This window comes from Geodermatophilus sp. SYSU D00879 (assembly GCF_054050375.1).
In genome coordinates this window covers 231,521-253,037 of record NZ_JBJGZF010000006.1, presented here as the reverse complement: position 1 = coordinate 253,037, position 21,517 = coordinate 231,521, and the positions used below count along the sequence as shown (strand labels likewise).

The window sequence follows — 21,517 nt, the reverse complement described above, 5'->3', positions numbered from 1 at the left end:
CCGCCCCCCCCGCCCGCCCGCGGCCCCCGCCGCCGCCCGCGCCCGCCCCCCCCCCCCCCCGCCCCCCCCCCCGCCCCCCCCCCCCCCCCCCCCCCCCCCCCCCGAGCCCGGGTCCTGTCAGCCGGAGGTGCGGACGTCCTCGGCGGGCTCCGTCCTCGGCGCCGGCACCGCCGCGGCCGGGGCCGATTGGACGGCCATCTCGCGGGCCATCATCCCCTGCTCGAGGCGCATCACCAGGGACGGCGACAGGCGCATCAGCCGCCACATGACCCGCGCCTGCCGGGGCGCGACGACGACCGCCCGGTTGCGGTCCACCCCGCGCAGCACGTCGGCGGCCAGCGCGTCGGCGTCGTACAGGCGGCCCCCGCTGGCCCGGGTCAGCGCCGCGCGGACGTCGATGGCCTCCGCGGTGGGGACGCGCGGGAGGTCCACCGGCGTCCGCTTGTCCAGCAGCGGGGTGTCCACGGCGCCCGGACACACCACGCTGACCCGCACGCCCCGGGCCGCGGCCGCGGTGCGGAGGGACAGCGAGAGGCCGACCACCGCCCACTTCGTCGCGCCGTACGGGACGTTCCCGGGCATCGGCAGCAACCCGGCGAGGGACGCCGTGTTGACGATGTGCCCGGAGCCCTGCCGCAGCATCAGGGGGTAGGCGGCCTGCACGCCGTGGACGACACCGCGCAGGTTGACGTCGACGATCCGGTCCCAGTGGGCGAGGGACAGCTCCTCCACGGGGCCGCCGAAGGCCACGCCGGCGTTGTTGAACAGCAGGTCCAGCCGGCCGTGCTGCGCCGCCGTGCCGGTGACCAGCGCCTCGACCGCCGTCGCGTCCCGCACGTCCACCGCGGTCGAGGTGGCCGCACCGGGCCCGGTGGCGGTGATCCGCTCCGCGACCTCCGCCGCGGCCGCACCGTCGACGTCCGCGAGGACCACCTGGTCACCCCGGCGCACCAGCGCCGCACCCAGCGCCCGCCCGATCCCCGAGGCGCCTCCGGTCACGATCGCCACCCTGGTCATGGCCCACCCCCGACAGCCGGCTCCGTGGACGTCGCTCCTGGGGACCAGCCTCGTGCGCCCGTGGGCGCCGAACGCCCTCCCGCGCGCCGCCGGGGAGCGCGGTCGGCGTGGGCCGCCCGATCGTCGACCGGCCGTGACGACCGGTGACCACCCGGCTCAGGGGAGGGCGCGGCGCACCAGGACGCGGGGGAAGCCGCCGGCGACCGCGTCGGTGTCCGCGGCCTTGGTGAAGCCGGCCGCCTCGAACATCCGCCGCGTGCCGACGTAGGCCATGGTCGTGTCGACCCGCTCGTCCCCGCTGTCGGCGGGATAGCCCTCGACGGCGGGGGCGCCGTTCGCCGCCGCGTACCCGACCGCCCCCTGCAGGAGCGCGTGCGCGATGCCCTTCCCGCGGTGGCCCGGACGCACGCGCACGCACCACAGCGACCACACCGGCAGGTCGTCGACGTGCGGGATCCTCCGTGACCGCTCGAAGGGCAGCTCCGCCCGCGGTGCGACCGCGGCCCAGCCGGCGACCTCGCCGTCGTCGTACGCGAGCACCCCCGGCGCGACCGGGCGCCCGGTGAGCTCGCGGACGTACTCCCGCCGCGCGGGACCGACGAGCTCGCGGTTGGTCCGCGAGTCGAGCCGGTGGCTCAGGCACCAGCAGACGTTCGCGTCCGGGTTCCGCGGGCCGAGCACCGCCGCGACGTCGTCGAACCGCTCCCGCGTCGCGGGATGGACCTCGATGGCCATCGCGCCACGCTAGTGGCGGCGGGCTCAGGGGGTGGCAGCCGCCGGTGCGGTGCCCTCGGGCGCGGTCACGGGCCCTCCGCCGTCGGGGACCCGGCGGCGGCCGAGCCACCGGTCGGTGAGCCGGACGGTGAGCACCGGCAGCAGCCCGATGGTGGCGAACACGGCGGCGCCGAAGCCGACGACACCGAGCCACTGGAGGGTGCCGAACCCGGTCGTCGAACCGACCTCCGCCGCTGCCACCCCGACGGCCGGCAGGCACAGGAACAGCGCCCCGGCGACCGGCAGCAGCCACCGCAGGCGGTGCACCGTCAGCCCGGCCACGACGCCGCCCGGGAGCGCGACCAGCACGTAGAGCAGCAGGACGAAGGACGTCCCGCTCCACGAGAACGTGCTCGACCCGGTCGCCGCGAGGCTGACCAGGGCCATGAGCACGCGGCTGACCGCGCCGAGTGCCGCGCCGGCGACCAGCGCCGCCAGCGCCCCCGTACCGATCCTGAGCCCCACGGTCCCTCCCCGTCCTCGCCGATGGCGGCGGGAGGGTAGCGGTGATGCGCCCGTCGGAGGGCGTCCCGATCCCCGCCGCGGACCCGGTCGCGGGAGCCGACCCGCGCCGACCGGGCCCGGCCGTCCCTGTCGCCGCCACGTGAACGCACCCGTCGGTGGTCCACGGGGGGCCTCGTTCACGCGCAGCAGGCCACGGTCACGGCGCCTGTCCGCCGCCCTCGCCGTCGTCCAGTTCGTCGTCGGGGACGACGCCGCGGGGTGGCTCCCGGTCGGCCGGCGCTCACCCCGTCCTGCGGTAGGTGAGCGTGAGGTCCTCGTCCCAGGTGGCGCCGCCGTCGCGGGAGGACTCGCCGCGCGTCACGAGCACGTCCCCGCCGTCGCCGAAGGTGCCGGTGAGCCGCTGCGACAGGTGCGGGTCGTCGCGCCAGAACCGCCACTCGCCCGGGCCCGCGCTGACCGCGTACAGCCGGTGGACGCCGCGGGAGTCGTAGTGGTGCATCGACAGCCGGTCGTCGACGACGCCGATGACGGCGAGCGCGTCGGGCACGTCGGGGTGGTCGCTGTGGGAGCGCCAGACGAGGAAGTGGCCGCCCTCCAGCCAGGCGAACACGGCCCGCCCGCGGATCTCCTGGCCGGGCAGCAGGGGATGGGCGCCCTCCGTCGTCCACGTCCCCGGCAGGGCCCGCAGGTGCTCCAGCTGCGCCGCCGGCGTCTCGTCGCCCATGCCGCCTCCTCGGGTCAGCGTCCCGGCTGCGCGCCCGCCAGGAACCGATCGACGATCCCCGCCCACCGCGCGCGGGCCGCCTCGTTGGCCTCGAGGGTGGGCAGGCCCATCTGGGTCGCCACGAGCGACGCCGTCCCGTTCCGCTTGGGCTCGCTGGTGACGACGACGGAGGAGCCGTCGGCCGCCCTCGTCCGCCAGGTGATGCGCCGGTCGGTGCCGCTGACCCGCAGGTCGCCGCCGGCGACGACCTCCTGCACGGCCGCGTCGCCGTCGGCGAACGCCCGCCAGCGCTCCATGAGCTCGGTCATGCCGAGCGGCGTGGCCCGGCTGACGCTGGTCTGGAAGGTGCCGTCCGAGCGCTGCCCCGGGACGCGGCGGCCGATGTGCTGCTCGTAGGCGACCGTCACCGACTGGGTCCACCAGCCGCGCTGCTCGAAGCCGTCGCCGAGCTCCTCGTAGACGTGCAGCGCGATCTGCTGGTGGTCGAGGTCCCTCGCGCCGACGGACTCCAGGAAGCGGAGCCACTCGTCCCACGACCGCTCGGTGGTCCGCTCGATGGGCCCGATCCGGGGGTTGTCCGCCATGGCCGCGATCCTGCCGGACCCGGCGTCGGCCGCGGGGCGGTCACGGACGCGCCGGGTGTCGACCTGCTGCGGCCTCCGGTGGCCGGAGACGACCGGGAGTCGACAACCGGCGGGACGACCGGACAGCCCGTGCCCGGCGCCCCCGGCGGTGACCGGACGGCGTGGGCAGGATGGCGGCATGCCGCGGCTGCTCCTCGTCCACCACACGCCCTCGCCGAACCTGCAGGCGGTGCTCGAGGCGGCCCGCGAGGGCGTGGCGATGGTCGAGGAGGCCGAGCTGGTCGAGCGGCCGGCGCTGTCGGCCGGGCCCGCGGACCTGCTCGCCGCCGACGGCGTCCTGCTCGGCACCCCGGCCAACATCGGCTACATGAGCGGCGCGCTCAAGCACTTCTTCGACACCGTCTACTACCCGTGCCTGGACGCCACCGTCGGCCTGCCCTTCGGCGTGTGGGTGCACGGCGGCGACGACACCGCCGGCGCGCTGAAGGCCATCGGAACGATCACCGGCGCGCTGCGGTGGAAGCAGGTCGCGGCGCCCCTGTCGCTCACCGGCGCCCCGACGAAGGACGACCTCGAGGCGGTCCGCGAACTGGCCGCCACCGTCGCGGTGAGCCTGGAGGACCGCTGAGTCCTAGCCTGCCGGGGTGAGCACCCGTCTCGTCGTCATCGGAGGCGACGCCGCCGGCGGCAGCGCGGCGTCCCAGGCCAGGAAGCGGCAGCCCGACCTCGACGTCGTCATGTTCGAGCGCGGCCGCGCGACCTCCTACTCCGCCTGCGGCATCCCGTACTGGATCTCCGGCACCGTCGACAGCGAGGCGCGGCTGGTCGCCCGCACGCCCGAGCAGCACCGCGCGGCCGGCATCGACGTCCGCACGCGCACCGAGGTCGTCGGCATCGACACCGACAAGGGCGTCGTCCACTGGCGCGACCTCGACGCCGGCACCGAGGGCACCGAGCCCTACGACGACCTCGTCTACGCCACCGGCAGCGTGCCGATGCGCCCGCCGGTCGAGGGCATCGACGCCGAGGGGGTCTACGGCGTCCAGGTGCTCGACGACGGCGTCGCGTTGCGGGCCGAGCTCGACAGCGGGCGCGTGCGGAAGGTGGTCGTCGTCGGCGGCGGCTACATCGGGCTGGAGATCGCCGAGGCGTGCCGGGTGCGCGGGCTCGAGGTCACCGTCGTCGACAAGTCGGCCACCCCGGTGGGCACCTTCGACCCCGACGTCGGCCGGTTCATCGCCGACGGCGTCCGCAGCGAGGGCGTCGACCTGGTCCTGTGCGACGGCGTCGCGGGCATCGACGTCGACCGCGACGGGCGGGCGCGCGCGGTCGTCACCGAGAGCGGCCGCGAGCTGCCCGCCGACCTCGTCGTCCTCGGCCTGGGTGTGCGGCCGAACGTGCGGCTGGCGAAGGAGTCGGGCATCCCGCTCGGCACCTCCGGCGGCGTCGCCGTCGACCAGCGGATGCGGACCCAGGTGCCCGGGGTGTGGGCGGCCGGCGACTGCGTGGAGTCGGTGCACCGGCTGTCCCGGCAGCGGGTCGTGGTCGCGCTCGGCACGCACGCGAACAAGCAGGGCCGGGTGGCCGGGATCAACATCGGCGGCGGCTACGCCACCTTCCCCGGCGTCATCGGGACGGCGATCACCAAGATCTGCACGGTCGAGGCCGCGCGCACCGGGCTGTCGGAGAAGGAGGCGGAGAACGCCGGCTACTCGTTCGTCACCGCGGCCGTCGACTCCACGACCACCGCCGGCTACATGCCCAACGCGTCCCCGATCCGGGTCAAGATGATCGCCGAGCGGCGCAGCGGCCGGCTGCTCGGCGCCCAGGTGGTCGGCGAGGAGGGCGCGGCCAAGCGGATCGACGCGCTGGCCATCTGCATCTGGAACGAGATGACCGTCGACGAGGTCCTCTCCCTGGACCTGTCCTACGCGCCGCCGTTCGCGCCGGTGTGGGACCCGGTGCTCATCGCCGCCCGCAAGGCGTTCGAGGCGGTCGAGGCCGACACCCGCGGCTGACCGGTCAGCGCAGCACGCCCGCCATCCGCTCGACGATCGCGGTGAGCACCGGCTCGGGCGTGGCCAGGTTCAGCCGCACCGCGCCGCGCCCGGCCTCGCCGCAGCGGGCGCCGTCGACCACCGCCACCCCCGCCCGTTCGAGCAGCAGGTCGCCGGGGGTGTCGGCCGGGAGGCCCTCCAGCCAGGCCAGGTAGGTGCCCTCCGGCGGGCGGTACCGGACGCCGGGCAGGTGCGAGGCGACCAGGTCGGCGAGCAGCCGGCGGTGCCGGTCGAGGACGGCGATCGTCTCCTCCAGCCAGCCGACGCCGTCCCGGTAGGCGGCGGTGTTGGCGACCGCGCCGAGCGTCGAGCAGCCGTGCTCCACCCCGTGCCCGACCCGCGCCCACAGCTCGGCGTCGGCGTCGTCGGACAGCAGCAGCTGCGCGCACTTGAGGCCGGCGAGGTCCCACGCCTTGGACGCGCTGGTGGCGGTGAGGGTGTGCGCGGCGGTGGTGTCCGACAGCGACGCGTAGGGCACGTGCCGGGAGCCGGGGAAGACCAGCGGCGCGTGCACCTCGTCGGAGAACACCCGGCCGCCGTGCCGGTCGACCACCTCGGCGACGGCGAGCATCTCCGCGGGCTCGAGCACCCGGCCGATCGGGTTGTGCGGGTTGCACAGCACCAGCAGGTGCCCGCCGGCGCGGAAGGCGGCGTCGAGCGCGTCGAGGTCGTAGACGTACCGGTCGCCCTCGCGGGCCATGGGCACCTCGAGCACCTCTCGGCCCAGCGCCGGCGGCACCTCCAGGAACGGCATGTAGGCCGGGGTGGGCAGCACCACCGGCGAGCCGGGCCGGGACAGGTGGGTGATCGCCGCGGACAGCCCGGCCAGGACGTCGGCCATCGGCCGGACCCGCTCCGGCGGCACCTCCCAGCCGTGCCGGTCGAGCAGGAAGCCGGCGGTCGCCCGGGCCATGTCGTCGGCGAGCCAGTCGGGCAGGTAGCCGAACAGGCCGCGGGCGACGGCGTCCTGCAGCGCGGCGGTGACCGCGGGCGCGGTGCCCAGGTCGGACTCGGCGACCCAGGCACCCAGCGCGTCGGGGTAGCGGGTCCACTTCAGGCTGCCGCGCGAGCGCAGGCCCGCGACCACGGCGTCGGCGTCACTCGTCACGGTGCCGATCCTGCCCGCGGGCGGCCGGGGCCCGCGCGGGCTGGGAGGGTGCTCCCCGTGCGGCTGCTGCTGGTGGTGAACGGATCGGCGGGGAGCGCCGACGGGCTGGACCCGGCGCTGGAGGTGCTGCGCGCCGGCGCCGACGTCGAGGTCGCGGCGACGGCGGACGCCGGCGACCTCGACCGGGTGCTCGCCGGGCGCGACGGGCGCCGGCTGGCCGTCGCCGGCGGCGACGGGTCGGTGCACGCGGTCGTCGCCGCGCTGGACCGCGCCGGCGCCCTCGACCCCGCCGACCCGCTCGGCGTCGTGCCGCTGGGCACCGGCAACGACCTGGCCGGCGCGCTCGGGCTGCCCGACGACCCGGCCGCCGCCGCGCGGTGCGTCCTCGACGGCGCCCCGCGCCCGCTGGACCTGCTGCGCGACGACGCCGGGGGCGTGGTGGTCAACGCGGTGCACGCCGGGATCGGCGTCCGCGCCGCGGACGAGGCCGCCGGGTTCAAGGAGCGGCTCGGCGTGCTGGCCTACCCCGTCGGGGCCGCGGTGGCCGGGATCGCCGGCGCGGAGCACCGGCTGCGGGTGACCGTGGACGGCGCGGTCGTCACCGCGCCCGCCGGCTGGGCGGCCGACGGGGCGACGCCGCTGCTGATGGTCGGCGTCTGCAACGGGCCCACGATCGGCGGCGGGACGGCGCTCGCGCCCGGCGCCGACCCCGGGGACGGCCTGGCCGACGTCGTGGTCAGCGCGGCCACCGGGCCCGGCGCGCGGGCCGCGTTCGCCGTCGCGCTGCTCGCCGGGCGGCACCCTGGCCGCGACGACGTCGTCGTCGTGCGCGGGCGGGAGGTCACCGTGTCCGGCGAGCCGGCCGGCCTGGACGCCGACGGCGACCTGCTGCCACCGGCGGCCGCGCGGACCTGGCGGCTGACCCCGGCCGCGTGGTCGGTGTCCGTGCCGCGCTGACCGCTCAGCCGGCCGGGGACCAGCCGAGCAGGGGGCCGAGGCGCTCGGCGGTGTCGGTGAGGATCTGCTGGTAGTCCGTCTCGGCGAAGCTGAACGGCAGGGCGAACACCACCTCGGTGACCTCGCGGAAGCCGGCGTGCGCGTACAGCGCCTCCGCGATCTGCTCGGCGGTGCCGAGCAGGTCCGGGGCGAACAGCAGCCGCCCCGGCCCCTGGGGGACGCCGACCCGCGGGCTGCGGGCCTCGACGTAGGCGGCGTACCGCTCCCGCTGCCCGGCGGTGGCGCTGTCGGTCGGGATGACGACCAGGCCCTGCGACACCCGCCCGGCCGGGTTGGCCTCGCGGAAGGCCCGCACCTGGTCGGCCTGGATCCGCGCGAAGTCGGTGGAGCCGCCCTCGGCGCGGACCACGCTGCTGGTCAGGAAGTGCATGCCCGCCTGCCCGGCCCACTGCGCGGAGCGGGTGCTCGCCCCGCCGTACCAGAGCCGGTCGCGCAGGCCGGGGGAGTGCGGCTGCACCCGGTCCGACCACTCCTCGACGACGCCCTCGCGCCCGGCGAACGACGCCGCGGGCTCCCCGGCCACCAGCCGGAGCAGCCGCTCCACCCGGGCGTACGAGAAGTCCTCGACGTCGGCGGTGTCGGGGTAGAGCGCTCCCTTGACGTCGTCCCAGTGCATCGGCGGGCCGACGCTGACCCCGGGGTTGAGCCGGCCGCCGGAGAGGACGTCGACGGTGGCGAGGTCCTCGGCCAGCCGCAGCGGGTTCTCCCAGCCGAGCGGGGTGACCGCGGTGCCGAGCTCGATCCGCCGTGTCCGCTGCGTGGCCGCGGCGAGGACGGCGACCGGCGAGGAGATGCCGTACTGCAGGTGCCGGTGGCGCAGCCAGGCGGTGTCGAAGCCCAGCCGCTCGCCGAGCTCGACCGTCCGCAGCGTCGTCTCGTGGCCCGCGGCGGGGTCGGCGGGGTCGAACAGGCCGATGGTGAGGAAGCCGAGCCGTTCGAGCGGGGTACCGGGGGCGGGCATGGCGCCGATCCTGCCCGCCCCCGGGAGGTCACTCCGCCGCGGGCCGGTCGGGATCGGTCAGCCAGTCGCGGAACAGGGCGTCGAGGTCCTGCCCGCTCACGTCCTCGGCCAGGGCCAGCAGGTCGGCGGTCGTGACGTTGCCGTCCTCGTTCTCGGACACCCAGCGGTGCAGCAGCTCGGCGAAGGCGGCCTCGCCGATCTCCAGGCGCAGGGCGTGCAGGAACGCCGCGCCCCGGTCGTAGACGGCGTCGGCGAACAGGCCGGTGGCCCCGGGGTCGGTGAGCGACACGGTCCAGAACTCGTCGTCGGCCGGGGTGGCGAGGACGTCCTCGTACGACTCCTGTGCCGTGGTGCCGCCGCGGGACTCGGTCCACATCCACTGCAGGTAGGTGGCGAAGCCCTCGTTGAGCCAGATGTCGGCCCACGTCGTCGGGCTCACGCTGTTCCCGACCCACTGGTGGGCCAGCTCGTGCGCCACCGTGGTCTCGCTCGCCGACCGGGAGTACACCGGCCGGGTCTGGGTCTCCAGCGCGTACCCGACGCTGTCGTCGTCGACGATCGCGCCGAACGAGGTGAACGGGTAGGGGCCGAGCACGTCCTCGAAGAACGCGATCATCTGCGGCTGCAGGGCCAGGCTGCGCTGGGTCGTCGCCAGCCGGGCGGGGGTCAGGCCGGTCTCGACGTAGTTGAGGATCGGCAGCCCGTCGGGTCCGACCTGAGTCGACGCCGTGTAGTCGCCGATCGACGCCGTCGCGAGGTAGCTGGCCATCGGGTCGGCCGCGTGCCAGGTCCAGGTCGTCCGGTCGCCGACGGTCACCGGGTCACCGACCGGCTCACCGTTCGCGACGGCGGTCTTGCCCGCGGGGACGGTGATCCGGAAGTCGTAGGTGGCCTTGTCGGTGGGGACGTCGTTGACCGGGAACCAGGTGGGCGCGCCCTCGGGCTCGCTGGCCACGAGGACGCCGTCGGCGAAGGTGACCCAGCCGTAGAGGGCGCCCTCGGCGTCCGTGGGCTGCCCCGGGTACCCGCTGTAGACGACGGTGACCTCGTGCGTCGTGCCGGCCTTCAGCTTGGGTGCGGCCCGGACGACGAGCTCGCCGCCGCGGCCGTCCTCACCCGGCGGCAGCTGCGTGAAGCGGGCCGGCTTCCCGTCGACCAGCACCGATGAGACGGTCAGCCCACGCAGGTCCAGCGAGAGGCTCGCCAGGTCCTGCGTGGCGGTCAGGGTGACGACGGCGGTGCCGTCGAGCCGGCTCTGCTCCGGCGTCGCCCCGGGGTACCAGGACAGGTCCAGGCCGTAGTGCTGCACGTCGTAGCCGCCGTTGCCGGCGGCCGGGAAGTACGGGTCCCCGCCGGAGGTGCTGCCGTCGGCGTAGCGCGGGGTGCCGGGAGCGCCGGGGGCCGCGGCGGCGGGACCGGCGGCCGCGACCACGGACGCGGCGGCGACGAGGGCCACGGTGGCCCGGCGGGGGATGGGGCGGAAGCGCACGGATGACCTCCTCGGGCGGCCCGGGCGGGCCGGATCCGGCCACCGTAGGGCCTCCGCGTTCCGCCCGGGTTCCAGAACCCGGGCGTCAGCGCACGCGGACGGCCGGCAGCGCGACGTCGTGGTCGGTGGAGCCCCGGACGCCCTCCAGCAGCCGGTCGAGCAGGTCGTCCAGCGAGCCGGCGCCGTCCGCGGCGACGGCGGCGGTGAGCTGGGCGATGCCGTCGTCGAGGTCGGTGCGGCGGCGCTCGACCAGGCCGTCGGTGTAGAGCAGCACCGTGCTGCCCGGCCCCAGGGCCATCCGCGCGGTGGCCCGCACGTACTGGCAGGACGAGTGGCTCAGCGGGGTGCTGCGGCAGGCCTGCCACTCGGGCGGGAGGCCGACCGCGCCGGGAACACCTGCCGGTCGGGGTGCACGAGGGTCACCAGCGCGGTGGGACGTCGAGCAGCGTGCGGACCAGGACGACCAGCCGGTCGAAGTCGGCGTCGGCGATGCCCGACGGGTCGTCGGTCCCGCTGTCCGCGCTGGTCACGGGCCCACGGTAGACGGCCCGCGCGCGGTCACCGGGGGAGCCGGCCCATGAGGTGGAACTCGGGGTTGGGCGGGATCGCGGCGAAGTGCGCGAGCCGGTTGGACAGCGCGAAGAAGGCGGTGATCGCGCCCACGTCCCAGACGTCGTCCTCGGTGAGGCCGTGCGCGCGCAGCCGTTCGAGGTCGGCGGCGGTCACGGCGGCGGGGTCGGTGGCCAGCCGGACGGCGACGTCGAGGACGGCGCGCATCCGGTCGTCGAGCGGGGCCTTGCGCCAGTCGACGGCGACCAGGTCGGCCAGGTACGGGTCGCGGGTGCGGATGCGCGCGATCGCACCGTGCGCCACGACGCAGTACGCGCAGTCGTTGGCCGCGCTGGTGGCGACCACGATCAGCTCCCGCTCGCCGGTCGACAGGCCCGGGGTGTCCTTGTCCATGAGCGCGTCGTGCATCGCGAGGAACGCCCGCTCCTCGGCCGGCCGCCAGGCCAGCGCCGCGAAGACGTTGGGCAGGAACCCCGACTTCTCCTGCACCTCGGCGTGGCGCTCGGCCAGGTCCGGCGGCAGGTCGGCGGGGTCGGCGACGGGGAAGCGGCTCATCGGCGCCGGGTCGGTGGTCACCCGTGCAGCGTGCCCCGCCCGCCGGTCCGGCGTCGACCGCGTGGGTCGACGCAGCGCATCGCACAGCTCGGTCAGGCCCCTTGCAGGGGCCCGCCGCGAGCTCGCGAGCGGCGGGGGCACGGGGGTCCTCGATCAGTCCCCGACGACGACGCGGTCGCGGCCCTCGCGCTTGGCGCGGTAGAGGCGGGCGTCGGCGCGGCCGAGCAGCTGCGCCGGCGTCCGGTCGGTGACCTCGCTGGTGCTGGCGGCGCCGATGCTCACCGTCACCGGCAGGTCCCCGGTGAGCGGGCCCCACGCGTGGGCGGCCACGGCGCTGCGGACGTCCTCCAGGTGCCGGGCGGCGGCCGCGGCGTCGGCGCCGGCGAGGACGACGAGGAACTCCTCGCCGCCGAGCCGGGCGACCAGCGAGGCGCCGCCCGGGGCCGGGAGGTCCTGCACGATGCCCGCGACGGTGCGCAGCACCTCGTCGCCGACGGCGTGCGAGCAGGTGTCGTTGACCCGCTTGAAGTGGTCCAGGTCCAGCAGCGCCACCCACACCAGCGCGCCGTCGGCCAGCAGCCGGGGCAGCTCGTCGTCGACGTGCCGGCGGTTGTGCAGGCCGGTGAGCGGGTCGCGCAGCGACAGCTCGCGCCAGCGGCGGCTCTGCCGGCGGGCCTCGGTGGTCTCGTACATGGCCTGCAGCGCGCGGGCGCGGGACTCGCGCTGGGCGGACTGCTGCTCCATCAGCTCGGCGCAGTAGCGCTTGTGCTCCTCGAACGCCGCGCGGTGGTCGCCGGCGGCGGCGTGCAGCTCGGCCTGCTCGGCGCGGGCGCGCACCCGGATCGAGGTCAGCCCGTGCTGCCGGCAGCGGCGCACGCACTCGTCGAGGGTCCGCTGGGCGGCGTCCACGGCGCCGCGGCGGCGCTGCACCTCGGCGAGGGTGAGCAGGAAGTCGGCCCCGGCGTCGCCGTCGTGGGAGCTGTCGAGCACCTCCGGCGCCAGGCCCGGCAGCAGCGCCTCCTCGGCCTCGTCCAGCCGGTCCAGGCCCATGAGCGCGCGGGCGACGGTGTCCAGCCGGCCGACGTCGAGCGGGACGCCGTGCGCGGCCGCCAGGTCCTGCAGCCGGGTGCTGAAGTGCAGGGCGTCGGCGAACCGGCCGGCGAGGGTGTCGGTGTAGGCGCGGTTGTTGAGGATGCGCAGCTGCCGGTCGACGTCGCCGAGGTCCTCGGCCAGCCGGAGGACGGTGGCGTAGCGCTCGGGGGCGGCAGGGTCGCGGGACAGGCCCAGGACGTCGGCCAGCCGGACCAGGTGGTCGACCCGCAGGGCCGGGAGGGCGTCCTCGTCGAGCAGGTCGACGCCCTGCACGGCGTGCTCCAGCGCGCCGGCGAGGTCGCCGAGCTCCTGGAACACCGCGGTGAGGACGAAGGAGCTGCGGGCGAGCAGGTGCCGGGACCGGGCCTCGGTGGCCCAGCGGTGCACCTCGTGCGCGATGCGCCCGCCCTCGGCCACCGAGCCGCGCCGCCGCAGCAGGTCGGCGGCCACCAGCCGCGCCCGCTGCTCGAGGTCGGGGCGGCCGAGCTCGCGGGCGGTGCCCGCGGCGGCGCCGGCGCGCTCCCCGGCCGCCTCGGAGTCGAAGCGGGTGAGGGTCTCCAGCTCGTCGAGCGTCGTGAGCAGGACCGCGAGCGGGTCCGGAGGCCGCGGGGAGCCCCCGGGCACGGCGCCGGCGTCCGGACGGACGGCGAGACTGGTCACGACTCCCCATCGGCAGAGGGGGCCCGCCGCGACAGGGCGGGCACGGGACCCCCACCCGGTCGGGTGAGCCCGGGGGTGCTCGCCGGGCAGCCGGCCATCGGCACCTCCGCGGGGCGTGCGAACCGCTGTACCGCCCATCACAGCAGACGCCACCCCCGGACGGGGGGACGCGCGCCCGGGCGGCTGCGCCGGGGAGCGGCTCAGCCCCGGCGCCGGCGGAGCACGCCCTCCTGGACGACGGTCAGCACCAGCCGGCCCGCGCGGTCGAACACCCGCCCGGAGCACAGCGCGCGGCCGCCCGCGGACCAGGCGCTCTCCTGCTCGAAGCACAGCCAGGTGTCGGCGCGGGCCGGGCCGTGGAACCAGACGGCGTGGTCGAGGCTCGCCGTCACCAGGCCGGGGTCCCCGATGACCGCGGCGTGCGGGGCGACCGCGACGGCGAGCAGCAGCATGTCGGTGGCGTAGGCGAGCGCGCAGGCGTGCAGCCGCGGGTCGTCGGGCAGCGCCTCGCGGGAGCGGAACCAGAAGCGCTGCCGCGGCGGTGCCGGCTCGCCCCGGCCGGCGGCGATCCGGGGCGGCCCGCCGTCGAACCGGAAGTCGAAGGGGTGCCGCGCGTCCAGCCAGGCCAGCCACGCGAGGACGGAGTCCGGGGCGCCGGCCGCGGCGTCGGCCGGTGCGGCCAGCGACTCCGGCGGCGGGGCGTCCAGGGTGGGCACCTGGTGCTCGGGGCCGGTCTCGGGCCGGGCGAACGACGCCGTCAGCACGAGGATCGTCTCCCCGTGCTGGACGGCGGCGACCTCCCGGGTGGCGTAGCTGCCGCCGTCGCGCACCCGGGTGACCTGCAGGTCGGTGGGCGCGGCCGGGTCGCCGGCACGGACGAAGTAGGCGTGCAGCGAGTGCACCGCCCGGTCGTCCGGGACGGTCGCCGTCGCCGCGAGCAGCGCCTGGGCGACGACCGCGCCGCCGAACGCCCGGTCGGCCGGCACGCCGCGCGCCGCGCCGCGGAACCGGCCGGGCGCGGCCTCCGCGACGTCGAGCAGGGCGACCAGCCCACCGGGGACCGGACCGCCGCCGACCGGCTGCGCCACGCCCTGCCCCCCCCGTCCGCCCGACCGACCGGTGCAGTGAACCACCCGGCCCCGGGGTCACCCGACGAGGACCGCGACCACCTCCGTGTCGCCGCACGTGCCGGCCGCGGCGCCGCGGGTGCCGTCGGGGGACAGCCCGAGGTCGGCGAAGAGGGCGAGCTCCTCGCACAGCACCAGGTCCTCCTCGACGTCCCCGGTCACGGGGTCGAGGGTGACGACGGCCGGGCGCGACCCCGCCAGCAGCAGGGTGACCGTCCCGGCCACGGGACCGGCCTGCACGACCGGGACCTCGCCGATCAGGTCCACGCCGGCCTTGGTGTCGAGCACGCCGTCGCGGACGACCGAGGACCGCGAGCCGTCCCGGTACTGCGAGACGACGACGACCGCGCCGTCGGGCAGCACGCCGACGGACGCCTCGCGCACCACCTCCTCCTCGGTCCCCTCGTGGATGCCGAACGGCTCGCCGGCCGGCGCCAGGCGCGCGTCGAACCGCGCGACCCAGTGCGGGGCGGCGTCCCGGGAGGGGTCCCAGACGACGGCGACGACGCCGCCGTCGGGGCGCGCCAGCAGCTCCTGGGGCCACGCGGCCGGCCCGAACGTGGCACCGAGGGGGACGCCGCGGGTCACCCGCCCGGTCGCGACGTCGACGGCGAGCAGCCGGACGTCGTCGGGAGCCTCCCGGGCGCCCAGCCCGATCCACAGCGTCGCGCCGTCGGCGGACAGGAGCGACGAGCCGACGGTGCCGCCCCGCCCCAGGCGCTGCTCGGTCACCTCGCCGTCCCGGACGGTGAGGAGCGCGGGCCCGCGGTCGTCGCTGCCCACGACGAGGACGCCGCCGTCCGGGAGGGCGTACACCGCCGAGCGCCGGCCGAGCGCGGGCAGCTCGACGACGTCCCCGACCTCCGGCGCGTCGTCGCCGGGCCGCACCTCGACCAGCCGGGTGTCCCGACCCGCGAGCAGCACGAGGGCGCGGCCGTCGTCGAGCGCCTCGACGTCGAGCACGGCGACCCGGTGCTCCTCGGCGGCGGGCTCGCCGGCCACGTCGGTGAGGTCGACGGTGCCGAGGACCTCGTCGAACGCCGCGGGCGCGGCCGCGGCGGCGGTGTCGTCGGGGGCGGCGGTGCAGCCGCCGAGCACGAGGGCGCCGGCGGTGAGCAGGACGGGGAGGGCGCGGGTCGGGGTCACGCCGGCAGCCTCGGCACGGCGGCTTGCGACCGGCTGCCGTCCGGCTTGGACGGCTCAGCCGCCGGCGAGCAGGGCGCGCACCGCGTCGAGGTCGTCGGCCTGGGCGGGGGTCTTGTCGGGCCGGTAGCGGAGCACCCGGGCGAAGCGCAGCGCCAGCCCGCCGGGGTAGCGCGGGCTGCGCTGGGCGCCGTCGAGCGCGACCTCGACGACGAGCTCGGGCCGCAGCTCCACGCCCCACGGGTGCTCGGCCCGGGCGTGGGCGGGGAACGTGCGGGTCTGCCAGTCCAGCAGCTCGTCGGTCATGCCCTTGAACGTCTTGCCGACCATCACCGGTTCGCCGCCGTCGGGGTCGCGGGCGCCGAGCCAGATGTTGGACAGCGTGCCGGTGCGCCGGCCGTACCCCCACTCGGCGGCGAGGACGACGAGGTCGAGGGTGTGCACCGGCTTGACCTTCTGCCACGCGCGGCCGCGCCGGCCGGCGGCGTACGGGGCGTCCAGCGCCTTGACCACCACGCCCTCGTGCCCGGCGGACAGGGCGTCGTCGAGCACGGCGGCCGCCTGCTCCGGTGTCGGCCGGCGCACCCCGGGCATGCGCAGCGGGGCGTGCGCGTCGTCGGCGAGCAGGCCGGCCAGCGCGTCGAGGCGGACGTCGAGCGGCTCGTCGAGCAGGTCGCGCCCGTCGAGGTGCAGCACGTCGAACAGGAACGGGCTCAGCAGCACGCCGGCGTCGGCGCCGTCGCTGCCGAAGCGGCTCATCGTGTCCTGGAACGCGCGCGGGCGGCCGTCGTCGTCGAGGGCGAGGGTCTCGCCGTCGAGGACGGCGGTGCGGCAGGGGAGTGCGCGCACCCGCTCGACCAGCTCCGGCACGCCGCCGGTGACCTCGCGCAGCGTGCGGGTCCAGACGCGGACGTCGTCGCCGTCGCGGTGCACCTGGATGCGGGCGCCGTCGAGCTTGTGCTCCACGGTGACCGCGGGGCCGAGGTCGGCGAGCGCGGCGTCGAGGGAGGAGCCGGGGCTGGCCAGCATCGGCCGCACCGGTCGCCCCACCCGCAGCGTGACGGCGGCGAGGGCCTCCTCCCCGCCGCCGAGGGCGAGGACGGCGGTCTCGTCGAGCCGGCCGGCCAGCATCATCGCCCGCCGGACCGCCGCTGCCGGGACGCCGGCCGCGGCGGCGATCGCGTCGAGCACCACGCCCTCCAGCGCGCCCTGCCGCAGCTCGCCGCCGAGCAGCCGGACGAGGAGGTGCTGCTCGTCGGCGGTGGCGGCGGTGAGCAGCTCGGTCAGCAGCGCCTCGCGGCGGGCGGCCGAGCCGCTGCCGGCCGTGCCGGCCAGTGCGGTGAGCGCGCGGTCGACGGCGGCGACGGTCAGCGTCGGCGCGGCCGCGGCCGGCGGCGCGGTCCGCGCCAGCGTGCGCCAGCCGACGCCGACCCGGCCCTGCGGCAGCTCGCCGGCCAGCCACGCGGCCACCGGCCCCGCCTCGTCCGGCCCGGCCGCGCGCAGCGCCTCCGCGATGGCCTGCGCCTTGGCGGTGCGCGAGCGGGTGGCGGCCACGGCCGCGGAGGCGGTGACGACGTCGGCGAGCAGCACGCGGCGATGGTGACAGTGCGGTACGACTCCGGGAGGTGCGCGTGCCGTGATCCCGTTAGCGTCGTCCGCGCCGAGAGGAGGTGGTCGCCGCGTGAACCTCGAGAAGGTCGTCTTCGGGTTCTTCGTCCTGCTCGCCGCGACGCTGAACTTCGGGTTCTTCCTGGGCGACATCGACGACCCGGCGGTGCACAACGTCTACGAGCTGTTCGCCGCGCTGGTGGTCAGCCTGGTCGCCACGGTCCTCAAGTTCGGCGACCGCACCCAGATCGGCGCGGTGCACCTGGCCACCAGCCTGGTCGCCGACCTGCAGCTGGTGGCGGCGACCATCACCTGGGCCTGGGCGGTGCACGTCTCCGCCGAGGGGCTGACCGACGTGACGACGGCGAGCATGGTGTCGCTGTCCGGCGGCGCGCTGCTGGCCAACGTGGTCTCGGTGGTGCTGCTCGTCGTCGAGACCGTGTCCTTCCAGCGGCACTGAGGCGGGCCGCCGTGGAGACCGCGCCACCGCCCCCCGTCACCACCCGCGGCCGGCGCATCCGCCGCCGGGCGCCGGTGGTGCCGCGCGCGGAGGGCTCGGCGACGGTGTTCACCGTCCTCCGGCGGATGCGCGCCCCGCTGATCACGCTGATCGTCATCTTCGCCGTCAGCGTGCTCGGGCTGTCGCTGGTCCCCGGCGTGGACACGGACGGGCAGCCGGCGCGGCTGAGCCTGTTCGACGCCTTCTACGTCATGAGTTACACCGCGACCACGATCGGCTTCGGCGAGATCCCGTACGCGTTCAGCTACGCGCAGCGGATGTGGGTGACCGGCGCGATCTACCTGACCGTCGTCGGCTGGGCCTACGCCATCGGCTCGCTGCTGGCGCTGCTGCAGGACCGCGCGTTCCGCCAGGCCCTGGCGCTGCGGCACGTGTCGCGCAAGGTCACCCGGCTGCGCGAGCCGTTCCTGCTCATCTGCGGCTACGGGCAGGCCGGGGAGGCGCTCGGGCTGTCGCTGGACGCGCTGGGCCGCCGGTTCACCGTGGTCGACATCGCCGAGAGCCGCATCGACGTCCTGGAGATCGCGCCGCACCGGGGGGACGTCCCCGGCGTGGTGGGCGACGCGCGCGACCCGCACGTGCTCGGCGTCGCGGGCCTCGGGCACCCGTGGTGCGAGGGCGTGCTGGCCGTGACCGGTGATGACGAGGCCAACCTCGCCGTCGCCATGGCCGCCGCCCTGCTGCGCCCGGAGCTCACGGTGGTCACCCGCACGACGTCGTCCGCGGTCGCCCAGCGGATGAGCCGGTTCGGCTCGCCGACGGTCATCAACCCCTTCGACCGGTTCGGCGACCACCTGCGGCTGGCGCTGCGGACCCCGGCGTCCTACCAGCTCACGACCTGGCTGGAGAGCGGGCCGGGCGCCGAGCTGCCGCCGCGGGGCAAGGCGCCCGCGCCGGGCCGGTGGGTGGTGTGCGGCTACGGCCGGTTCGGCCGGCACTTCGCCGCCGACCTGGGCGCCGAGGGCCTGGAGGTCACCGTCGTGGACACGACGCCGGGCGACGGCGTCGTGGAGGGTGACGCCGCCGATCCCGACGTCATCCGGCGGACGGACCTGGCCACGGCGGTCGGGCTGGTGGCCGGCACCGACAACGACACCACCAACCTCTCCCTGGTGGCCGAGGCGCGGCGGGTCAACCCCTCGCTGTTCGTCGCCGCCCGCCAGAACCAGCCCGCCGACGCCGCCCTGTTCGCCGCGATGGACGTCGACGCGCTGCTCGTGCCCACCGAGGTGGTCGCGCACGACGCCTACGCCCGGCTGAGCACGCCCCTGCTGTGGCGGTTCCTGCGCGAGCTGCCCGGGCAGAGCGACGAGTGGTCGGCCGGCGTGGTCGAGCGGCTGCTGGACGCGTGCGGCGCCCACCTGGAGGCGCTGTGGAAGGTGCGCCTGACCGCGGAGGACGCGCCGGCGCTCCACCCGCTGCTGACCGAGGGGTGCTTCCGGCTCGCCGACCTGCTGCGCGACCCGGCCGACCGCGAGCAGACCCTGCTGGCCGTGCCGCTGCTGCTCCTGCGCGGCGACGAGGCGGTGCTGACCCCCGGGCCCGGGACGGTGCTCGCGCCCGGCGACGAACTGCTGTTCGCCGGCCGCGCCGCGGTGCACCGGGAGGTGGAGGCCACGATGTTCATCGACGGCGTCGCCGACTACCTGGTCACCGGCCGGCGGGTGCCGCAGAGCTGGGTCTGGCGCAAGCTGAGCCGGTCGGCGCCGGCCGAGGACGCGGCCCCCGCGCCCTGACCCCATCAGGGGGACACGTGCCTGACCAGGCCCCGGCCCGGCGACTGCTCGGCGCCCTCACCGGCCGGGACGCCGTCCGGCCGCCGTCCCTGCGAACCGACGACGACCGGTCCGCCTCGCGGCTCGAGCTGTTCTTCGACCTGGCCTTCGTCCTGGTGGTCGCCGAGCTCGCGATCGCGCTGCGCGAGGACGTGACCCTGCACGGGTTCCTCGTCTTCGCCGGGCTGTTCACGACCGTCTGGTGGTCCTGGGTCAGCTCGACGCTCTACGCCAACCGCTTCGACCACGACGACGTCGTCTACCGCCTCTACAAGCTCGGGAGCATGGCCGCCGTCGTCGGGCTGGCGGCCTCGGCGTCAGAGGCGACCGGCGAGCGGTTCGCCGTCTTCGTCGTCTGCCAGCTCCTGCTGCGCGCGATGCTGCTCCTGCAGTACCAGCGCGCTCACCGGCACGTGCCGGACGCGCGGCCGATCACCCGGCTCTACCTGGCCGGGACCGCCGCGGGCGCGGTGCTCTGGGCGGTGTCGCTCGCAGTGCCGCGGCCGGCCGCGTTCGCGCTGTGGGCCGCCGCGGTGCTGGCCGAGGCGCTGGTCCCGCTGCTGGCGACGCGGTCCTCGGCTGACCTGCCGCTGCACGTCGAGCACCTGCCCGAGAGGTTCGCGCTGTTCGTCATCCTCGTGCTCGGCGAGCCGGTCGCCGCGGTCGCGCACGGCCTGTACGACGCCGGCTGGTCGGGCTCGGCGCTGCCGGTGGCGGTGCTGGCCTTCGTCCTCGCCGCCGCGCTGTGGTGGAGCTACTTCGACCTCGCCGGCGCCCGCGCCAAGCGGCTGCTGGGCGAGGCGGGGGAGCACAACGGCGCCCACGCCCACGACGCCTACGTCTTCGGGCACCTGCCGCTGACGCTCGCGCTGGCCACGGTCGGCGCGGGCCTCGAGCTCGCGGTCAAGGAGGCCGCGGCCGGCGAGGTGCCGGCGGGGACCCGGTTGCTGGTGGCCGGCGGGGTGGCGGTCTACCTGGTCGCCGCGGGCGTCACCGCCTCGGCGATGACGGGGAACGTCCGGCGCGGCTGGTGGTGGCCGCTGCTCGCCGCGGCCGTGGCCCTGCTCGACGCGCTGCTGGAGCTGCCGGCGTCCGTGGTCGTCGGCGCCCTGGCCGCGCTGGTCGTGGCGGTCGTGGTGGGGGGCTGGGCACAGCGCGCGGCGGGGGACCTGGAGACCGAGGAGGTCTGACCTCCGGGCCCCTGGGGCGAGGTCCGGAGACCGGCCGGTCCCGTCCGCCGACCGGGACCTCCGACCCTGCCGCCGGGCGCCGGTGCGGCGTGTCATGGGTCTGCGCCGGCCACCGGTGACCGGTGCTGAGGGGGGCTGTGCCGTGACCTCGGGAGCCGGGCCCGGTGGCGTCGCCGGCGGGGTGGTCGTCGGGGTGGACGGCTCGGCGTGCGCCCGGGCCGCGCTCGCCTGGGCGGGCCGGATGGCCGCCCGCACCGCCATGCCGCTGACCGCCGTGCGCGCGTGGAGCGTGCCGACCGCACCCCGCCCGGACACCTGGGAGCCGGCCTACGTGCCGCCGCTTTCCGACTGGGAGCGGGCCGTGGAGCGGGCGCTCGCCGACGACGTCGCCGCGGCCGCCGTGCCGCCGGAGGTCGCGGTGACCTGCCGCGCGGTGCACCGGGCGCCGGTCGACGCGCTGCTGGCGGCGACCGAGGGCGCGGAGCTGCTGGTCCTCGGGACGCGGGGGAGGGGCGGCGCCCGCGGGCGGCTGCTCGGCTCGGTCGCGTCCTCGGTGCTGCGCGCGGCGCCCTGCCCGGTGACCGTCGTGCGGCCCGACGCGGTGCGCCGCAGTCCGGCCGAGACCGTGGGGTCCGGCGCCGCCGCCCGGCCCTGACGCCTGCGTCCCCCGGGGGACGGCCCCGGGGGTGAGAGGGGGAACCATGGACCCGACCGCCCGCCCGCCGGAGGAGCCGGTGCGCCGCGAGATGTCGCTCGACGAGAAGCTGATCGCGCAGTGGGAGGCGCAGCACGACGTCGCCGCCCGCGGCCACCGCTGCGACCCGCTCGGCCTGCAGCACCAGCTCAGCCGCGAGCGGCTGGCCGACAGCACCCGGCCGCCGACCCCCCGCCGGGCCGCCCAGGCCGGCGCGGCGGCGGAGTCCGCGGGGCCCCCGCCGGACGAGGCGCGGCACCCCGAGCCCCCGACGGCCCGCAGACACCCGTGGCGGCGGTTCCACCACCACGCCTCCGAGAGCTGACCCCCACACACTCCCCCCACGGGCGGACCGTGGGGGCGGTGTGGGTGTGCTGTGGGTGGGAT

General features: G+C 76.9%; 22 protein-coding genes. 8 read left to right on the top strand and 14 right to left on the bottom strand.

Annotated elements, in window-relative coordinates; all coding sequences use genetic code 11:
• Nucleotides 1-117: 117 nt before the first annotated feature.
• The 5 genes from ACI79B_RS11015 to ACI79B_RS10995 form a co-directional block, all read right to left on the bottom strand.
• Nucleotides 118-999 carry an SDR family NAD(P)-dependent oxidoreductase gene (locus tag ACI79B_RS11015; protein WP_456927364.1) on the bottom strand — a complete coding sequence of 294 codons (882 nt, stop codon included), beginning with the start codon at nt 997-999 and terminating at the stop codon, nt 118-120.
• Between the two features lie 174 nt (nt 1,000-1,173).
• Nucleotides 1,174-1,752 carry a GNAT family N-acetyltransferase gene (locus ACI79B_RS11010; protein WP_456927363.1) on the bottom strand — a complete coding sequence of 193 codons (579 nt, stop codon included), beginning with the start codon at nt 1,750-1,752 and terminating at the stop codon, nt 1,174-1,176.
• Nucleotides 1,753-1,776: 24 nt separating this feature from the next.
• Nucleotides 1,777-2,256, bottom strand: a complete 480-nt coding sequence (locus tag ACI79B_RS11005; RefSeq protein ID WP_456927362.1) for a hypothetical protein — start codon at nt 2,254-2,256, stop codon at nt 1,777-1,779.
• A 280-nt stretch (nt 2,257-2,536) separates the two neighbouring features.
• Nucleotides 2,537-2,980, bottom strand: a complete 444-nt coding sequence (locus ACI79B_RS11000) for a hypothetical protein (protein ID WP_456927361.1) — start codon at nt 2,978-2,980, stop codon at nt 2,537-2,539.
• Nucleotides 2,981-2,994: 14 nt separating this feature from the next.
• Nucleotides 2,995-3,564, bottom strand: a complete 570-nt coding sequence (locus ACI79B_RS10995; RefSeq protein ID WP_456927360.1) for a hypothetical protein — start codon at nt 3,562-3,564, stop codon at nt 2,995-2,997.
• Nucleotides 3,565-3,742: 178 nt separating this feature from the next.
• Here ACI79B_RS10995 and ACI79B_RS10990 point away from each other — a divergent pair, with 178 nt between their 5' ends.
• Both ACI79B_RS10990 and ACI79B_RS10985 read left to right on the top strand, forming a co-directional pair.
• Nucleotides 3,743-4,192, top strand: a complete 450-nt coding sequence (locus ACI79B_RS10990) for a flavodoxin family protein (protein ID WP_456927359.1) — start codon at nt 3,743-3,745, stop codon at nt 4,190-4,192.
• Nucleotides 4,193-4,208: 16 nt separating this feature from the next.
• Nucleotides 4,209-5,582 carry an FAD-dependent oxidoreductase gene (locus ACI79B_RS10985; RefSeq protein WP_456927358.1) on the top strand — a complete coding sequence of 458 codons (1,374 nt, stop codon included), beginning with the start codon at nt 4,209-4,211 and terminating at the stop codon, nt 5,580-5,582.
• A gap of 4 nt (nt 5,583-5,586) precedes the next feature.
• Here ACI79B_RS10985 and ACI79B_RS10980 read toward each other — a convergent pair whose 3' ends face one another.
• Entirely contained in the window at nt 5,587-6,729 is a 1,143-nt protein-coding gene (locus ACI79B_RS10980; protein WP_456927357.1) for a MalY/PatB family protein, read from the bottom strand.
• Nucleotides 6,730-6,786: 57 nt separating this feature from the next.
• Here ACI79B_RS10980 and ACI79B_RS10975 point away from each other — a divergent pair, with 57 nt between their 5' ends.
• Entirely contained in the window at nt 6,787-7,686 is a 900-nt protein-coding gene (locus tag ACI79B_RS10975) for a diacylglycerol/lipid kinase family protein (RefSeq protein WP_456927356.1), read from the top strand.
• 4 nt (nt 7,687-7,690) lie between these two features.
• On the opposite strand, the gene ACI79B_RS10970 is transcribed toward ACI79B_RS10975, so the two are convergent.
• From ACI79B_RS10970 to ACI79B_RS10935, 8 genes are all read right to left on the bottom strand, one after another.
• Nucleotides 7,691-8,707, bottom strand: coding sequence for an LLM class flavin-dependent oxidoreductase (locus tag ACI79B_RS10970; protein WP_456927354.1), 1,017 nt, complete (start codon nt 8,705-8,707; stop codon nt 7,691-7,693).
• Between the two features lie 28 nt (nt 8,708-8,735).
• Nucleotides 8,736-10,196, bottom strand: a complete 1,461-nt coding sequence (locus ACI79B_RS10965; protein ID WP_456927353.1) for a M1 family metallopeptidase — start codon at nt 10,194-10,196, stop codon at nt 8,736-8,738.
• Nucleotides 10,197-10,281: 85 nt separating this feature from the next.
• Nucleotides 10,282-10,512, bottom strand: coding sequence for a SpoIIE family protein phosphatase (locus tag ACI79B_RS10960; RefSeq protein WP_456927352.1), 231 nt, complete (start codon nt 10,510-10,512; stop codon nt 10,282-10,284).
• Nucleotides 10,513-10,754: 242 nt separating this feature from the next.
• Nucleotides 10,755-11,342, bottom strand: coding sequence for a peroxidase-related enzyme (locus ACI79B_RS10955; RefSeq protein WP_456927351.1), 588 nt, complete (start codon nt 11,340-11,342; stop codon nt 10,755-10,757).
• 132 nt (nt 11,343-11,474) lie between these two features.
• Nucleotides 11,475-13,073 carry a GGDEF domain-containing protein gene (locus tag ACI79B_RS10950; RefSeq protein ID WP_456927350.1) on the bottom strand — a complete coding sequence of 533 codons (1,599 nt, stop codon included), beginning with the start codon at nt 13,071-13,073 and terminating at the stop codon, nt 11,475-11,477.
• A 200-nt stretch (nt 13,074-13,273) separates the two neighbouring features.
• Nucleotides 13,274-14,161, bottom strand: a complete 888-nt coding sequence (locus tag ACI79B_RS10945) for an acyl-CoA thioesterase (RefSeq protein ID WP_456927349.1) — start codon at nt 14,159-14,161, stop codon at nt 13,274-13,276.
• A gap of 57 nt (nt 14,162-14,218) precedes the next feature.
• Nucleotides 14,219-15,346, bottom strand: coding sequence for a hypothetical protein (locus ACI79B_RS10940; protein WP_456927348.1), 1,128 nt, complete (start codon nt 15,344-15,346; stop codon nt 14,219-14,221).
• Nucleotides 15,347-15,400: 54 nt separating this feature from the next.
• Nucleotides 15,401-16,933 (bottom strand): ATP-dependent DNA ligase, encoded by a 1,533-nt coding sequence (locus tag ACI79B_RS10935; RefSeq protein ID WP_456927347.1) that lies wholly within the window; start codon nt 16,931-16,933, stop codon nt 15,401-15,403.
• Between the two features lie 91 nt (nt 16,934-17,024).
• Between ACI79B_RS10935 and ACI79B_RS10930 the strand changes: the two genes are divergently transcribed.
• The 5 genes from ACI79B_RS10930 to ACI79B_RS10910 all read left to right on the top strand — a co-directional run bounded on the left by ACI79B_RS10930 (nt 17,025) and on the right by ACI79B_RS10910 (nt 21,455).
• Nucleotides 17,025-17,411, top strand: coding sequence for a DUF6394 family protein (locus tag ACI79B_RS10930; protein WP_387993095.1), 387 nt, complete (start codon nt 17,025-17,027; stop codon nt 17,409-17,411).
• A gap of 11 nt (nt 17,412-17,422) precedes the next feature.
• Nucleotides 17,423-19,207, top strand: coding sequence for an NAD-binding protein (locus ACI79B_RS10925; RefSeq protein ID WP_456927346.1), 1,785 nt, complete (start codon nt 17,423-17,425; stop codon nt 19,205-19,207).
• Nucleotides 19,208-19,224: 17 nt separating this feature from the next.
• Complete coding sequence (locus ACI79B_RS10920) at nt 19,225-20,436, top strand: low temperature requirement protein A (protein ID WP_456927345.1); 1,212 nt, start codon at nt 19,225-19,227, stop codon at nt 20,434-20,436.
• Nucleotides 20,437-20,578: 142 nt separating this feature from the next.
• The gene (locus ACI79B_RS10915; RefSeq protein ID WP_456927344.1) at nt 20,579-21,091 is read left to right on the top strand and encodes a universal stress protein; all 513 of its coding nucleotides are present in this window, start codon (nt 20,579-20,581) and stop codon (nt 21,089-21,091) included.
• 46 nt (nt 21,092-21,137) lie between these two features.
• Complete coding sequence (locus ACI79B_RS10910; protein WP_456927342.1) at nt 21,138-21,455, top strand: hypothetical protein; 318 nt, start codon at nt 21,138-21,140, stop codon at nt 21,453-21,455.
• Nucleotides 21,456-21,517 lie beyond the last annotated feature (62 nt).